Consider the following 13,931-nt stretch of genomic DNA (forward strand, 5'->3'; position numbering starts at 1 on the left):
CGGCTTGCTAAGAATTATCGGAATTCGGCGGCAAGGCATCGCCTGACGAGGAGAAATGATCCATGACCGGCAAAATCACCGCGCTTGACTTGGCCTCGGGAGAGCTGAGCGAGCCGACAAAAGCCTATTTCGCCAAATGCGAGGAAAAGCTCGGGCTCGTCCCCAACGTGCTCAGGGCCTATGCCTTCGACGACAAGAAGCTGCGCGCCTTCACCGACATGTATAACGACCTGATGCTGGGCGAATCCGGCCTGTCGAAGCTGGAACGCGAGATGATCGCTGTCGCCGTCTCCTCCATCAACCACTGCTACTATTGCCTGACCGCCCATGGCGCTGCGGTGCGTCAGCTCTCGGGCGATCCCTTGCTCGGCGAGATGATGGTGATGAATTTCCGCGCGGCCGACCTTTCCCCGAAGCAAACGGCGATGCTCGAATTCGCCGTCAAGTTGACGCAAGAGCCGGCCAGGATCGTCGAGGCCGACCGCGCTGCATTGCGCCAGGCCGGCTTCAGTGATCGCGACATCTGGGACATCGCCTCGACCGCGGCCTTCTTCAACATGTCGAATCGTGTCGCGGCCGCGATCGACATGCGGCCGAACGACGAATATCACGCCATGGCGCGATAGGGCCACGCGCGCTCCACCATCGGTCCTCGTTCTCATCAAGCGTTGACAGGCAGACACTGCCGGCTAGGTTTCCGGGAAACAAAATTTCCGAGGGGTGAAACTTCGTGCCCGAGGCTAGCGCTTCGAGAATGGGAGCCCTTATGCTTGACCGAATCGCCAAACCCAGGATTGTTCTTTGCGCCCTGACCATGACGCTGGCGCTCGCATCCCCACCCGCCCATGCATTCGAGCCGGCGACAGCCTACCAGCCCATTTTCGAAACGGCGGCGGCCAAGACAGTAACGTTGACCGGCCACGACCTGACCATCGACCAAGTCATCGACATCGCCCGCAACGGCGCCAAGGTCGAACTCAGCCCGGAAGCGCTGCAGCGCTCGGCGGATGCCTACGGCCTGCTGCTCGAGGGTGCCGCCGAAGGTATCACGATCTACTGGTTCAACCGTGGCGCCGGCGACCAGCGCGAAACGGTGATCTTCTCCGGCGACCCGACGACGCCGGAAAACAGCAAGCTCCTCAAGGATCAGCAGCTCGCCCGCTTCAAGGGCGGGGTCAACAGAGGCTACGGGCCGGAGCTGCAGGAGGAGGCGCTCGTGCGCGCGATCATGGCGATCCGCGCCAACACCATGTCCTACGAAGCCGCCAGCCCGCAGCTGACGCATATGCTCCTCGACATGCTGAACAAGCGGGTGACGCCGGTCGTGCAATCGCGCGGCACGCTCGGCGAAGGTGACCTCGCGACACTCGGCAATATCGGCGCGGCCATGGTCGGCGAAGGCGAGGCCTACCTCAACGGCGTTCGCATGCCGGCCGCGCAGGCCCTTTCGCAGGCCGGCCTGAAGCCGCTCGAACCGTTCGCCGCCGACCAGGCCGCGCTGACCAGCAGCAATGCCTACGCGCAGGCACACGCGGTGCTTTTGCTTGAGGACGCGCGAAAACTGCTGGAATGGACCGACCTCAGCTACGCCATGGGGCTGAACGGCATGAATTCCAGCGTGACGCCGATATCGGTGCCGGTGCAATCCATGCGGCCTTACCCGTGGCTGACATGGGATGCGGCGAGGATCATGGACATGATCAAGGGCAGCTATCTCTTCGATGAGGATGCGGCCCGCATCATCCAGGACCCGGAAAGCATGCGCGCCTCCAGCCAGCGCCAGGGCTCGGCCTGGCAGGCCTGGGCGGATCTGCGCCAATCCGTGCTGCTCTCCATCAACTCGTCGGATCACAATCCGGCCGTGCTGCCGGGCCTGACGCCGCAGAGCTCGCCCGAGCTGAGCACACCGCAATTCCTGAAATATTACATCAAGGGCGGACCGCTGAGTAACGGCAAGTCCGGCTATATCTTCTCCAATGCCAACTGGGATCCCTATCCCATGGCCAATCAGGTCGAGGCTTTCACCATCTCTCTCACCAATCTTGGCGTCGCGGTGGCGCAGCGCATCGAGCGCTTCCGCAATCCCTTCTTCACCGTGGTCAAGCCGGCCGATGTGCTGAAGCCCGAAGAGCGCAAGGATATCCCGACCTTCGACGGCTATCTTCCGACCGATCTTTGGCAGGAACTGGCCGACCTCGGCACGCCGGTGACACCGAATGGCCAGGCCATCGTCGCCACCGTCGAGGACCTCGAAGCGCAGACCCGCATCAAAACGCAACGCGCCCGCGAAGCGGTCGATCTGTCGTTTCACCTGCTGGCTCAGGACCTGTTGACGGCAAGCTATTGGATGGAAATCCGCAAGGCGCAGAACCCGCAGCGGAAATTCGGTGAGGCGCCAACCGCGGCACTCGAGGCGCTGCGCCAGGTGATCCCCTGGCATCAGGCGGCATCGGAACGGCAAAAGCGGCCGCTCGGCATGGTCGCCTATGATTTCATGCAGGAGAACCCGGCCTCGAAATTCTATCCCGGCGGACCGCAGGCGCCGAAGAGTGCCGCATTTCCGACGGCCGGCGTTCTACCCAAGTGATGAAGGCCGCCGCAAGGCGGGTATCCAGGATACCGATGCCCACCTTCAGGACGGTCGAGTAGCATATGGCGATCACCTCGCGGAGACGAATATTAGCGCTGGCGAATTTTCATTGCCTGCTGGTCATTTTGGCCGGATGATCGGCAGGCGGCATGACCGCATGTCGGTTCGATGCCGCTGATCAGGGAGGAGAGCATGGCAAAGTTTCTCTACATCTATCATGGCTCGGGCAAGATGCCGGCGAACGAAGCGGACCGCAAAGCAATGACCGACGCCTGGACAGGCTGGTTCGGAAAACTCGGCTCGGCCGTGGTCGAGCGCGGCAATCCTGTCGGCATGTCGAAGACGGTGCTGCCCGGCGGCAAGGTCGAGAACAATGGCGGCAGCAACCCGACCGGCGGCTATTCGATCATCGAGGCGAAGGACATCGATGATGCGGCCAGCAAGGCCAGGGAGTGTCCGATCCTGATGGAGCCGAACTGCAACGTCGAGATCGCGCCGATCATCAACATGATGGGCTGACGCCTGCTTAGAGCAATTCCAGGAAAAGTGCGAAGCGGTTTTCCCCGGAGAAGCGCGTAGCGCTTTCCCTAAGGAATTGCGTTAAAAAAGAGCTAGAGTGGTTCGACGTTTCCATAAAACGGCGAACTGCCCTAGGACCGCGCCGCGATGGCCGCCGCGGCACCGGCCATTGTCGTGGCGCTGACGCGGTTGGCGATCTTCATGGCGCGCTTGCTCCTGAGCAGCTTGCGCGCCTGCGAGGCGGCAAGCACCCAGGCGAAATCGATAGCGATCAGCACCACCGCCATGGTCGCCGTCAGTTCGACCCAGCCGACGAGGCTGACCGAAGCGAGGTCTATGATGGTCGGCAACAGCGCCAGATAGAACATCATGATCTTGGGATTGCCGAGCGTGACGGCCATGCCGGCGAAGAACAGCTTGCCGGCCGAATCCTCGCGCGGCATCTCGCCTTCCTTGGCGTCGACGGGCGCCGTCCACATCTTCCAGGCGAGGTAGGCGAGATAGGCGACGCCAACCCATTTCACCATGACGAAAGCGAGATGGAAGGTCTGCGCCACCACCGCCAGCCCGAACACAGCCAGCGACAGCCAGATGCCTTCGCCGATCCACATGGCAAGCAGGAACGGAAACACATCGCGAAACCCTTTCGAGATGACGCGCGCGACGAGCGCCGCGATCGACGGACCGGGCGAACCGGCGGCCACGAACAAGGCGGCGGCGAAGATCAGCAGTGAGGCGAGGTGCATGGCGAGGGTCTCTGCGTTGGGGCTCGATCAGCCACAATAACCCGACAGCTGCGGCTCTGGCAAAGGCAAGACAATATGGGCCGCGGGCGCTGACCTGCCGTGTGCTCGCGGAGCCCCTTGCAGACCCGGCGTCACGCCGCTAGAAGGGCCGCCGCGAAACAATTTCGAGCCTCACTTTGCCTCAGTAACCGCCGGTCTCGTCAAACTCCCCCGACACACCTGCATGGCGCCGCATCAGCAGTGCCTGTTTCGTTTTCATGTGTTCTTCTGGGCGGCGGTTCGAGACCGGTTTGGCACTGCTGAACCGCTGTCGCGCGCTTTTTGCAAGCGACACTTGTATTCACATTTTCCGCAGCCACCCGCCATGCCGCGCCCGCATGGGCATCTCGACATCGCCGACCGGATGAACTTCCCTACGGGAAGGACTTACCGGCATGTCTTCGGCCCTGCGCGTCCACTGGACGATCGCGCCTGAAATCGCACCACGCCCCCTGATCAACTGCAATCGCTGCGGCTGCGTGAAAGCCTATCGCTGCAGCGGGAAATTCCGCGTCAACGCCAACGGCAAGCGCATCGACGTGTGGCTGATCTATCGTTGCGTCGATTGCGACAATTCCTGGAATTTCGGTATTTTCGAGCGCTGCAACCGCCGCGACATCGCGCCGGCGCTGCTCGCGGCACTCGAAAGCAATGATCCGGCACTGGTCCGGAGCCATGCCTTCGACATCGTTGCCCTGCGCAAACAGGTGGGACGCGTCGAGGAGTTCCCTGACGCCGCCGTGCGCAAGCAGGTGATCGGCGAGATGAAGGAAGACGCGACGGCGCTGGAACTCCGGCTCGGTCTGGAAACGCCGGTATCGCTGAGGCTCGACCGGCTGCTTGCCAACGAACTTCGCATCTCGCGGTCGCGGCTTCAGGCGCTGGACGAACGGAAGTTGCTGACCGTCGAGCCGGATGGAGCAAAGGCCCTGCGCAAACCAGCCCGAGAGGGAGCGACAATCCGCATCCATCTCGCCGGCGAGCCCGACCGTCGGACCATCATCTCGGCTGCTGGTGGGTGAACGAAAAAGGGCGGAGCACAGGTGCTCCGCCCTCTCAGTTCTCGAAAAAGGAAAACCTTACGCCGCGCCGACCGCCTTGGACGACTTCTCGAAACGCTTACGCTCGTTCGGGTCGAGATAGAGCTTGCGCAGGCGGATGGTCTTCGGCGTCACCTCGACCAGCTCGTCGTCCTGGATCCAGGCCAATGCGCGCTCCAGCGTCATGCGGATCGGCGGGGTGAGCTTGACCGCTTCATCCTTGCCGGCGGCGCGGATGTTGGTCAGTTTCTTGCCCTTCAGCACGTTCACTTCGAGATCGTTGTCCCGGCTGTGGATGCCGATGATCATGCCCTGATAGACCTTGACGCCCGGATCGATGACCATCGGGCCACGGTCTTCCAGGTTCCACATGGCATAGGCGACCGACTCGCCCTGCTCGTTGGAGATCAGCACGCCGTTGGTGCGGCCGGGCAATTCGCCCTTGTAGGGTTCATAGGCATGGAACAGCCGGTTCATCACGGCGGTGCCACGCGTATCGGTCAAAAGTTCCGACTGGTAGCCGATCAGGCCGCGCGTCGGCGCGTGGAAGACGATACGCTGGCGGTTGCCGCCCGACGGGCGCAGTTCGACCATTTCGGCCTTGCGTTCCGACATCTTCTGCACGACGACGCCGGCATGCTCCTCGTCGACGTCGATCACGACTTCCTCGACCGGCTCCAGCAATTCGCCGTTCTCGCCCTTCTGCATGACGACGCGCGGACGCGAGACGGCGATTTCAAAGCCTTCGCGGCGCATCGTCTCTATCAGCACGGCGAGCTGCAATTCGCCACGTCCGGAGACGAAGAACGAATCCTTGTCGGGCGATTCCTCGATCTTGAGCGCGACATTGCCTTCGGCTTCCCGAAGCAACCGGTCGCGAATGACGCGGCTGGTCACCTTGTCGCCTTCGGTGCCGGCCAGCGGGCTGTCGTTGACGAGGAAGGACATGGTCACGGTCGGTGGATCGATCGGCTGTGCATGCAGCGCCTCGGTCACCGCCAGGTCGCAGAACGTGTCGGCGACGGTCCCCTTGGACAGGCCGGCAATGGCGACGATGTCACCCGCCTGCGCTTCTTCGATCGGCTGGCGCTCGAGGCCACGGAAAGCGAGGATCTTGGAGATGCGGCCGGTTTCGATCTGGGTGCCGTCATTGTGCAGCACCTTGACGGCCTGGTTGGACTTCAGCGTGCCGCTCTCGATGCGGCCGGTGATGATGCGTCCGAGGAACGGATTGGCTTCCAGGATGGTGCCGATCATGCGGAACGGACCGGGATGGACGGTCGGCGCCGGCACATGCTTGATGACGAGGTCGAACAACGGCGCGAGCTGCTGGTCCTTGGGCCCTTCCGGGTTTTCCGACACCCAGCCGTCGCGGCCCGAACCATAGAGGATCGGGAAGTCGAGCTGCTCGTCGGTGGCGTCGAGCGCGGCGAACAGGTCGAACACCTCGTTGACCACCTCGACATGGCGCGCGTCGGGACGGTCGATCTTGTTGATGACGACGATCGGCTTCAAGCCGACCTTGAGCGCCTTGCCGACGACGAACTTGGTCTGCGGCATCGGCCCTTCGGCGGCGTCGACCAGCACGATGGCCGAATCCACCATCGACAGGATGCGCTCGACCTCACCGCCGAAATCGGCGTGGCCTGGGGTATCGACGATGTTGATGCGGGTGTCCTTCCAGTCGACCGAGGTCGCCTTGGCCAGGATGGTGATGCCGCGTTCCTTTTCGAGATCGTTGGAATCCATGGCGCGCTCGGCGACGCGCTGGTTGTCGCGGAAGGAGCCGGACTGTTTCAAAAGCTGATCGACCAGGGTGGTCTTTCCATGGTCGACGTGCGCGATGATCGCGATATTACGGAGGTTCATGATTCTGGTCTCGGAAGCGTTGCAGGCAGCAGGCCAAGGGCGCTGCCTCTTTCGGTTGCGCGGCTCATACAGGGTTTTTCGCAGTTGCGAAAGGGGACGCGCGACACCAAATACTCATCAAATCTTAAGCATCTGCGTGTGAAATGATTTTGTTAACCAAGGCGGGAACCTTTTAAGGCCCCGGGCAGTTCGAACGTCATGACCGATAAACTCAACCGATTTTGGCCGCTGATCGCGTCCGCTGCCTTTGCCGTCCTGCTGGCGGCCAACGCTGCGCAGTCGGCCGCGACGCTGAAGGAAGCGCGGTCTGTCCTGCCTGATACGCCTTCCGCGCAGCAGGCCTTTGCCGACGCGCCCGACGGCGTCGACCCGGTGGTCACCGGCCCGGTCAGCGCCGCCTTCAAGCAGAGACAGGCCAGCGCCAACTGCGATGCGGCGGTTTGGCCCAACATTCCAATGGTCTGCTACCCCGACTGAGACGCCTCTCGCGCCAGTTCTTACACGCTGAGGCGTGTTGAGATTCAGGTCAGGCCGAGTCGAAAATGGTGGATCCGAGAACCGGAGCGGAGCGTACCTTTGTACGTGAGCACCGGAAGCGCAGGAAGCCGCCGTTTGCAGGCCGGCCTCACCTGAATCTCAACACGCCTCAAGCCGCCTGCGGTTCCGGATCGAAGGCCGGTCGGCTGGTGTTGATCAGGAGCGAAATACAGGCCGCCGCGATTGCCGTCATGCCGGCAATCAGGAACGCCAGTTCGTAATTGCCTTGCAGTTCACGCATGGTGCCGCCGAAGGCGGCGGCGGTGGCGGCACCCACCTGGTGGCCGGCGACGATCCAGCCGAACACGATCGGCCCGCTGCGGTCGCCGAAGGCTTCGTTGGCCAGCCGCAGCGTCGGCGGCACTGTGGCGATCCAGTCGAGGCCGTATAGCACGGCGAAGATGATCAGGCTGGTCGCCGAAAACCCGGAATAGGGCAGGTAAATCAGCGACAGGCCACGGATGCCATAGTAGACGCCGAGCAGCTTGCGCGGGTCGAAACGGTCGGTGAGCCAGCCTGACAGCGTGGTGCCGATCAGGTCGAAAATGCCCATCATCGACAGCAGGCCGGCGGCCTGCACCTCGCCAATGCCCATGTCGCCGCAGAACGCGATCAGATGCGTGCCAACCAGCCCGTTGGTGGTGAAGCCGCAGACGAAGAAGGTGGCGAACAGGTACCAGAACACCCGCGTGCCGGCGGCGCGGCGCAACGTGTTGAGCGTATGCGCCAGGAAATTGCCTTGTGACGCGGGCGAAGTCGGCGGCACGTCATCCGCCTCGGCGCCATAACGCACCATGCCGATCGAAGCCGGGCGCTCCGGCACCAGCAGCCAGACCAGGGGGATCAGCGCAGCAGTGGCGATCGCGACGGCGACGACAACGGGCTGCCAGCCGCCGGCTTGCGCCAGCGAGGCGATCAGCGGCAGGAAGACCAGCATGCCGGTGGCGCTGGAGGCCGACATCAGCCCCATCACAAGGCCGCGATTGGTCTTGAACCAGCGGTTGACGATGGTGGCGCCAAGGACGCTGGCGACAGCGCCGGATCCGATGCCGGAAAAAACGCCCCAGGTGATGAACAGATGCCATGGCTTGGTCATCAGCAGGCTGAGCGTGGTCGAAGCCGACATCACCACCAGCGACGCCAGCAGCGTGCGGCGCAGCCCGATGCGTTCCATCAGCGCCGCGGCGAACGGACCGGTCAGCCCATAGAGCAGGATGCCGACGCCCGCGGCCAGCGAAATGACGTCGCGCCGCCAGCCGAAACTGTTTTCCAGCGGCAGCATCATGACGGAAGGCGCCGAGCGCAGGCCGGCGGCGATCAGCAGGCAAAGGAAGATGACCCCAACCACGACGAAAGCGTAGCGCTGGCCAAATGGACGGGATTGAGCTATCATGTTACTGACCGGTACGTTGCAAGGTGGGAGTATGTATCGTACCGATCGGTAACATTGTCAATCGAGTCCCATGATGCCAAGCGACAAAAATATTGAACTGACCATCAGAGACGGTCATGCTTCCGCGCCACCCAAGGCCGCCAAGAAGATCCTCGACGTGGCCTATGACCTGTTCTACCGGCGAGGTATCAGGGCGATCGGCGTCGACGAAATCGTCAAGCGCGCCGGCGTCACCAAGCCCAGCCTCTATCGCAGCTTTCCCTCCAAGGACGAGCTGGCCGCCTCCTACCTCAGGCAATACGATCTTGAATACTGGGAGCGTTTCGATGAGGCCGTTGCCGCCTATCCCGGCGACCCGCGCGCGCAGATCAAGGCTTTCCTGACCCGCATCGGCAAGCGAACGCAAGTGGCGGACTATCGCGGCTGCGGCATGACCAATGCGGCGGTCGAATATCCCGACCACAGCCATCCGGCCCGCGTCGTCAGTGAGGCCAACAAGCAGGAATTGCGCCGCCGCCTGCGCGCCATGGCGGCTGCGATGGGCGCGCAAGACCCTGACACGCTGGGCGACGGGCTGCTGCTGCTGATCGAAGGCGCCTATATCAGCGGCCAGCTGTTCGGCCTTGGCGGACCGGCGCAGTCGGTTGCCCGCAACGCCGACCTGCTGATCGAAGCGAGCTTGAAGAAATAGCGATTGGCGATACGCTGGGACGACCTCCAACGGAGATCTCCGCGATGCGCAGCCTGTTGATCCCGCTTACCCTCGCCGGCCTCTGCCAGGCGGCACAAGCCGGCGAGATATCCAGCGCCTACACCGACCTCGACTGGAAGAAGGACTGCGTGACCTATGCGCAGGCCGAGCAGGGCGACGGCGACTGGGCCGACCTCGCCTGCTCCGGTTATCGCGGCTATTCCGTGCTGATCGGATATGACGACGCCCGCGAATCGCTGTTCTACGGCTTTCCGCCCGGCGGCGACATGACGTCCGCCTGGGAAAGTTTTTCGGCCTTGAATTCGTCTGGGGCCAAGGTCGAGTGGCGCATCGAAACCAATGGCGACAAAGCCGTGCCATTCGCGGTCATCCACCGCCGCTCGATCAGCGATCCCGAGGACGAGACCAAGAAGACCGAGGTGCTGCTCGTCGCCAAGGTCGCCCAGATGGACGCCCGTGACGGCTGCACCGTCGGCCTGGTGCTGGCCACCGGCAACCTCACCGCCAACGACCAGGCGCGCAAGATCGCCGACGAGAAGGCGAAAGGCTTCGCCTGTGGCAAGGACAAGCGCGTGGTGGTCGGCAACGTGCCGGCTTTCGGCCGGGTCGATAACTGAGGACATCACCGAAGCGCCATTTCGCGGCTGCTCCGCCCCGGCATGACGAAGTCGGGTACCTACTTGCTCGCCTTCGCCCGGTCGATCGCGTCCATGATCATCTTCTTGGCATATTTGGAATCGTGCCAGCCCTCGATCTTGACCCATTTGCCGGGCTCGAGATCCTTGTAGTGCTCGAAAAAGTGCTGCACCTGCTGGCGCGTGATGTCGGGCAGCTGCGTGTATTCGGTGACGTTCTCGTATCGCAGTGTCAGCTTCGGCGACGGCACCGCGATGATCTTCTCGTCCTGGCCGGCATTGTCTTCCATGATCAGCACGCCGATAGGCCGCACGTTGATGACGCAGCCCGGCACCAAAGCGCGCGTGTTGCAGACCAGCACGTCGATCGGGTCGCCGTCGCCTGACAGCGTGTGCGGCACGAAGCCGTAATTGCCAGGATAGCGCATCGAGGTGTGCAGGAAGCGGTCGACGAACAGCGTGCCGGCCTCCTTGTCCATCTCGTACTTGATCGGCTCGCCGCCGATCGGCACCTCGATGATGACGTTGACGTCGTCAGGCGGATTCTTTCCAGTGGCTATGGCTTCGATGCGCATGGCTTTTGTCCCTCTCTCGATTGGCAGGAGATAGCGGGCGGCGCAAAATGGTGCAATGCGGCGAATGGTGCTTAGATGCATCCGGAGAGACGCGATGGCGCTCCACGCGTTCAATCATCGGCACAAGATGTTTCAGCGCCGTGATTTTGCGTGAGTCGGGGGCTTCGCCTTCCGATTATTCCCCGGCGGTCACTCCCAGACGAAGGCGACCTTCTTGAGCGCCTTCTGCTCGAAAATCTCGACGCCTTCGGCGATGTCGCGGCCGCCGGCCCCGGCATAGAAGGCAAGCGCGTTCTGGTTGTCTTCCAGCGCCCACACCACCATGCCTTTCAGCCCGTGGTCGGCGAGACGTGCCTTGGCCGCCGAAAACAGCCGCCTGCCAAGCCCGATGCCCTGATACTCCGGGCGCAGGTACAATTCGTAGATCTCGCCCTGCTGCTTGAGTTCCTTGGCGCGGTTCTTGCCGATCGTCGCATAGCCGGCGATCTTGCCGCCGATTTCGACGACCAGCACGGTGGCCGCGCGGCGGATGGCATTCGCCCACCAGTCGGCGCCACGGCGGTTGATCATCGATGTCAGCGTACGGTGCGGAATGATGCCGGAATAGGCGCCCCGCCAGGCTTCCAGATGCACCTCGGCAATGGCGCCGGCATCGCGCGGGTCTGCCTTCCGAATGTCGATCGTCAGCGTATTCATGATTTGTTAACCATAAACCCGCATTGCCCGATTGCAAGAGTGCGGGCGGCCGATGGTGCGCTTTCGCACAGACGATCCATGACGCTGGTGACATCCAGCAAAGCCTGTCAGGAATCCGGCTGAGGAGCGTTTGCGGGCGAGCTTTCAGATCTCGACCAGATGGTCGTCCAGCTCGTTGGTATCGCCTTGCGTGACCGGGAAGTGCTCGGCCAGCACCGCCCCCACCTGCTCGATTGCCGTGACGAAGCCGTCGGCGAGCCGGTCGTCGCCGGCATGCGCGGTGAGATCGCGCACCACTCCGTCCCAGACATGCTGGCCGACCTTGGCGTCGACGCCTGAATCGGCGACCACCTCGGCATAGCGTTCGGCGATCGAGACGAAGATCAGCACGCCGGTACGCGCTGTGGTGCGGTGGACGTTGCGGGCGAGGAACTGCTTGACCGCATTGGCATGCGCGGCCAGATAGCGCAGCCGACGCGGCACCATATGGATGCGCAGGCCGGGCCGCGTCCACAGCAGGGCAAGCACGCAGGCCAGCGCCAGCAACTCAGCGATGACGAAATGAGGCAGGCGGATGGTGAGCCACCAGGCCTCCAGCCCATAGGCGACCACGAGGCTGACGACCAACATGCCGAGCGTCGCCATCAAGGCCGCAGGGGCGAAATAGCCATCGCTGGCATGCGCCACGACGCAATAGATTTCGCCGTCGGTCCTGGATTCCGCCGAGCGGATCGCAGCGGCGATCCGCTCATGATCCTGTGGGCTGATTGGTCGTGTTGCCATGATCTTGTCTCACCAGCTTCCTGAAGAACCGCCACCGCCGGACGAGCCGCCGCCACCCGAAAACCCGCCGCCGCCGCTGCTTGACCCCGAAGACCACCCGCCGCCAGAACTGCCCGAGGACCAGCCGCCGCCCGACCCCGTCGTCCAACCGCTGCTGCGCGTGGATCCGCCCGCTCCCTGGCCATAACGAAACGTCATGCCCAGCCATCTATACACGCCCGGCGACAGCTTCGTGCCGAACATCGGCGGCAGGAATGCCATTGCCAGGCCGCCGAAGAACATCGTCGCCCACAGGATCAGGAACACGGCGACGACCGGGTCCATGGGAGTGCTGCTGTCGGCGGGATTGCGCTTGCCGCGCGCCTCCAGCTCCTCCGGATTGCCTTCCAGCACCATGACCATGTCGTCAACGGCCTTCGAGATGCCGCCGGAGAAATCGCCGGCACGGAAGGCCGGCACCATGTCTTTCTCGATGATCAGCTTGGTGTGCAGATCGGTCAGCGTGCCTTCCAGCCCATAGCCGACCTCGATGCGCATCTTGCGGTCGTTTGGCACGACCAGAAGCAGAACGCCGTTGTTCTCCTTGGCCTGCCCCAGTTTCCAGAAGCGGAACAGCCGGTTGGCGTAAGGTTCGATCTCCTCGCCGTCGAGGCTGGGGATGGTGGCGACGACGATCTGGTCCGAGCCCTTGGTTTCGAAGTCCGCCAGCTTCTGCGTCAGCGCCGTCTTGGTCGCGGCATCGATGATGTCGGCATTGTCGACGACGCGGCCGCTCAGAACAGGCAGCTCGGCGGCGAAACCCGCGAAGCTGGACAGCAGTAGCGCCAGCACCATCAGGACAGCATGGATAGCCGGGATAAGGCGGCCGGACCTCAACAGGCTGATGCTGCGCGTCGTCATGCCCTTACCAGCTTCCCGAGGAGCCGCCGCCGCCGGACGAACCGCCGCCACCCGAAAAACCGCCACCGCCGCCGCCCGAAGACCAGCCGCCGCCGGAACTTCCGGACGACCAGCCGCCCCCGGATGAGGACCGCCGGTGCGGCTCGAAGGTCATGCCGAGCCAGCGATAGCGTCCGGGCCCAAGCTTCTGGCCGAAGATCGGCGGCAGGACCGAAGCCGCGATGCCGCCGAAGAAAATGATCGCCCAGATGCTGATGAAAATGGCGAAGAACAGGTCGTCGGAATTGAACGGGGCCTGCTCGTTGCGCTTGCCGCGCGCCTCCAGCTCCTCCGGATTGCCCTCCAGCACCATGATCATGTCGTCGACGGCCTTCGAGATGCCGCCGGAGAAATCGCCGGCGCGGAAGGCCGGCACCATGTCGTTCTCGATGATCAGCTTGGTGTGCAGATCGGTCAGCGTGCCTTCCAGCCCATAGCCGACCTCGATGCGCATCCTGCGGTCGTTGGGCGCGACCAGAAGCAGGACGCCGTTGTTTTCCTTGGCCTGGCCGAGCTTCCAGAAACGGAACAGCCGGTTGGCGTAGGGTTCGATCTCCTCGCCGTCGAGGCTGGGGATGGTGGCGACGACGATCTGGTCCGAGCCCTTGGTTTCGAAGTCCGCCAGCTTTTGCGTCAGCGCCGCTTTGGTCGCGGCATCGATGATGCCGGCATTGTCGACCACGCGGCCCGTGAGCGCCGGCAGATCGGCAGCGAAGGCGGTTAGGGGCAAGAGGAGGAAAAGGCAGAATAACGCGCCAAGAAAAGCCAGGTTGGCGTTCTGTCGCGCCCCCCTCTGTCCGGCAGGACACCTCTCCCTCACGGGGGGAGATTGGATGTCATACAGGGTTTCGCCAATCG

15 protein-coding genes are annotated in these 13,931 nt (G+C 63.2%); 7 read left to right on the forward strand and 8 right to left on the reverse strand.

What is annotated here, in order from left to right:
* The first annotated feature begins 62 nt into the window (after nucleotides 1-62).
* The 3 genes from FJ492_RS08710 (at nucleotide 63) to FJ492_RS08720 (ending at nucleotide 3,109) form a co-directional block, all read left to right on the forward strand.
* Nucleotides 63-626, forward strand: a complete 564-nt coding sequence (locus tag FJ492_RS08710; protein ID WP_140503915.1) for a peroxidase-related enzyme — start codon at nucleotides 63-65, stop codon at nucleotides 624-626.
* 140 nt (nucleotides 627-766) lie between these two features.
* The gene (locus FJ492_RS08715) at nucleotides 767-2,587 is read left to right on the forward strand and encodes an aromatic amino acid ammonia-lyase (protein ID WP_140769520.1); all 1,821 of its coding nucleotides are present in this window, start codon (nucleotides 767-769) and stop codon (nucleotides 2,585-2,587) included.
* A gap of 195 nt (nucleotides 2,588-2,782) precedes the next feature.
* Nucleotides 2,783-3,109, forward strand: a complete 327-nt coding sequence (locus FJ492_RS08720) for a hypothetical protein (RefSeq protein ID WP_027145156.1) — start codon at nucleotides 2,783-2,785, stop codon at nucleotides 3,107-3,109.
* Nucleotides 3,110-3,240: 131 nt separating this feature from the next.
* On the opposite strand, the gene FJ492_RS08725 is transcribed toward FJ492_RS08720, so the two are convergent.
* Nucleotides 3,241-3,855 carry a LysE family translocator gene (locus tag FJ492_RS08725; protein ID WP_140769522.1) on the reverse strand — a complete coding sequence of 205 codons (615 nt, stop codon included), beginning with the start codon at nucleotides 3,853-3,855 and terminating at the stop codon, nucleotides 3,241-3,243.
* A 434-nt stretch (nucleotides 3,856-4,289) separates the two neighbouring features.
* On the opposite strand from FJ492_RS08725, the gene FJ492_RS08730 reads away from it, so the two are divergent.
* Complete coding sequence (locus FJ492_RS08730) at nucleotides 4,290-4,916, forward strand: DUF1062 domain-containing protein (RefSeq protein ID WP_140769524.1); 627 nt, start codon at nucleotides 4,290-4,292, stop codon at nucleotides 4,914-4,916.
* Between the two features lie 57 nt (nucleotides 4,917-4,973).
* On the opposite strand, the gene typA is transcribed toward FJ492_RS08730, so the two are convergent.
* Complete coding sequence (typA, locus tag FJ492_RS08735) at nucleotides 4,974-6,803, reverse strand: translational GTPase TypA (RefSeq protein WP_027145159.1); 1,830 nt, start codon at nucleotides 6,801-6,803, stop codon at nucleotides 4,974-4,976.
* A gap of 198 nt (nucleotides 6,804-7,001) precedes the next feature.
* On the opposite strand from typA, the gene FJ492_RS08740 reads away from it, so the two are divergent.
* Entirely contained in the window at nucleotides 7,002-7,280 is a 279-nt protein-coding gene (locus tag FJ492_RS08740) for a hypothetical protein (protein WP_140769526.1), read from the forward strand.
* Between the two features lie 169 nt (nucleotides 7,281-7,449).
* Here the strand turns inward: FJ492_RS08740 and FJ492_RS08745 are convergent, their stop codons facing one another.
* Complete coding sequence (locus FJ492_RS08745; protein ID WP_181166611.1) at nucleotides 7,450-8,733, reverse strand: MFS transporter; 1,284 nt, start codon at nucleotides 8,731-8,733, stop codon at nucleotides 7,450-7,452.
* A gap of 73 nt (nucleotides 8,734-8,806) precedes the next feature.
* Here FJ492_RS08745 and FJ492_RS08750 point away from each other — a divergent pair, with 73 nt between their 5' ends.
* Nucleotides 8,807-9,424 carry a TetR/AcrR family transcriptional regulator gene (locus tag FJ492_RS08750; RefSeq protein WP_140716697.1) on the forward strand — a complete coding sequence of 206 codons (618 nt, stop codon included), beginning with the start codon at nucleotides 8,807-8,809 and terminating at the stop codon, nucleotides 9,422-9,424.
* 44 nt (nucleotides 9,425-9,468) lie between these two features.
* Nucleotides 9,469-10,062 carry a hypothetical protein gene (locus tag FJ492_RS08755; protein ID WP_140769530.1) on the forward strand — a complete coding sequence of 198 codons (594 nt, stop codon included), beginning with the start codon at nucleotides 9,469-9,471 and terminating at the stop codon, nucleotides 10,060-10,062.
* A gap of 59 nt (nucleotides 10,063-10,121) precedes the next feature.
* Here the strand turns inward: FJ492_RS08755 and ppa are convergent, their stop codons facing one another.
* The 5 genes from ppa to FJ492_RS08780 form a co-directional block, all read right to left on the reverse strand.
* A complete protein-coding gene (gene ppa / locus FJ492_RS08760; protein WP_140503932.1) occupies nucleotides 10,122-10,655 on the reverse strand; it encodes an inorganic diphosphatase in 534 nt (177 codons plus the stop codon).
* Nucleotides 10,656-10,844: 189 nt separating this feature from the next.
* Nucleotides 10,845-11,351 (reverse strand): GNAT family N-acetyltransferase, encoded by a 507-nt coding sequence (locus FJ492_RS08765; protein ID WP_140503934.1) that lies wholly within the window; start codon nucleotides 11,349-11,351, stop codon nucleotides 10,845-10,847.
* Nucleotides 11,352-11,495: 144 nt separating this feature from the next.
* A complete protein-coding gene (locus FJ492_RS08770) occupies nucleotides 11,496-12,134 on the reverse strand; it encodes a TPM domain-containing protein (RefSeq protein WP_140769532.1) in 639 nt (212 codons plus the stop codon).
* Between the two features lie 9 nt (nucleotides 12,135-12,143).
* Nucleotides 12,144-13,034: a YgcG family protein gene (locus tag FJ492_RS08775; protein ID WP_140769534.1), complete on the reverse strand. Its 891-nt coding sequence runs from the start codon at nucleotides 13,032-13,034 to the stop codon at nucleotides 12,144-12,146.
* 4 nt (nucleotides 13,035-13,038) lie between these two features.
* Complete coding sequence (locus FJ492_RS08780) at nucleotides 13,039-13,842, reverse strand: YgcG family protein (protein ID WP_348641906.1); 804 nt, start codon at nucleotides 13,840-13,842, stop codon at nucleotides 13,039-13,041.
* Nucleotides 13,843-13,931: the final 89 nt, after the last annotated feature.

Source organism: Mesorhizobium sp. B2-5-4 (assembly GCF_006441095.1).
GTDB classification, from domain to species: Bacteria; Pseudomonadota; Alphaproteobacteria; order Rhizobiales; family Rhizobiaceae; genus Mesorhizobium; species Mesorhizobium salmacidum.

Bases quoted from the DNA above. Each gene is read 5' to 3' on its own strand.
- FJ492_RS08710 (WP_140503915.1), top strand. From the start codon at position 63: ATGACCGGCAAAATCACCGCGCTTGACTTGGCCTCGGGAGAGCTGAGC.
- FJ492_RS08715 (WP_140769520.1), top strand. From the start codon at position 767: ATGCTTGACCGAATCGCCAAACCCAGGATTGTTCTTTGCGCCCTGACC.
- FJ492_RS08720 (WP_027145156.1), top strand. From the start codon at position 2,783: ATGGCAAAGTTTCTCTACATCTATCATGGCTCGGGCAAGATGCCGGCG.
- FJ492_RS08725 (WP_140769522.1), bottom strand. From the start codon at position 3,855: ATGCACCTCGCCTCACTGCTGATCTTCGCCGCCGCCTTGTTCGTGGCC.
- FJ492_RS08730 (WP_140769524.1), top strand. From the start codon at position 4,290: ATGTCTTCGGCCCTGCGCGTCCACTGGACGATCGCGCCTGAAATCGCA.
- typA (WP_027145159.1), bottom strand. From the start codon at position 6,803: ATGAACCTCCGTAATATCGCGATCATCGCGCACGTCGACCATGGAAAG.
- FJ492_RS08740 (WP_140769526.1), top strand. From the start codon at position 7,002: ATGACCGATAAACTCAACCGATTTTGGCCGCTGATCGCGTCCGCTGCC.
- FJ492_RS08745 (WP_181166611.1), bottom strand. From the start codon at position 8,733: ATGATAGCTCAATCCCGTCCATTTGGCCAGCGCTACGCTTTCGTCGTG.
- FJ492_RS08750 (WP_140716697.1), top strand. From the start codon at position 8,807: ATGCCAAGCGACAAAAATATTGAACTGACCATCAGAGACGGTCATGCT.
- FJ492_RS08755 (WP_140769530.1), top strand. From the start codon at position 9,469: ATGCGCAGCCTGTTGATCCCGCTTACCCTCGCCGGCCTCTGCCAGGCG.
- ppa (WP_140503932.1), bottom strand. From the start codon at position 10,655: ATGCGCATCGAAGCCATAGCCACTGGAAAGAATCCGCCTGACGACGTC.
- FJ492_RS08765 (WP_140503934.1), bottom strand. From the start codon at position 11,351: ATGAATACGCTGACGATCGACATTCGGAAGGCAGACCCGCGCGATGCC.
- FJ492_RS08770 (WP_140769532.1), bottom strand. From the start codon at position 12,134: ATGGCAACACGACCAATCAGCCCACAGGATCATGAGCGGATCGCCGCT.
- FJ492_RS08775 (WP_140769534.1), bottom strand. From the start codon at position 13,034: ATGACGACGCGCAGCATCAGCCTGTTGAGGTCCGGCCGCCTTATCCCG.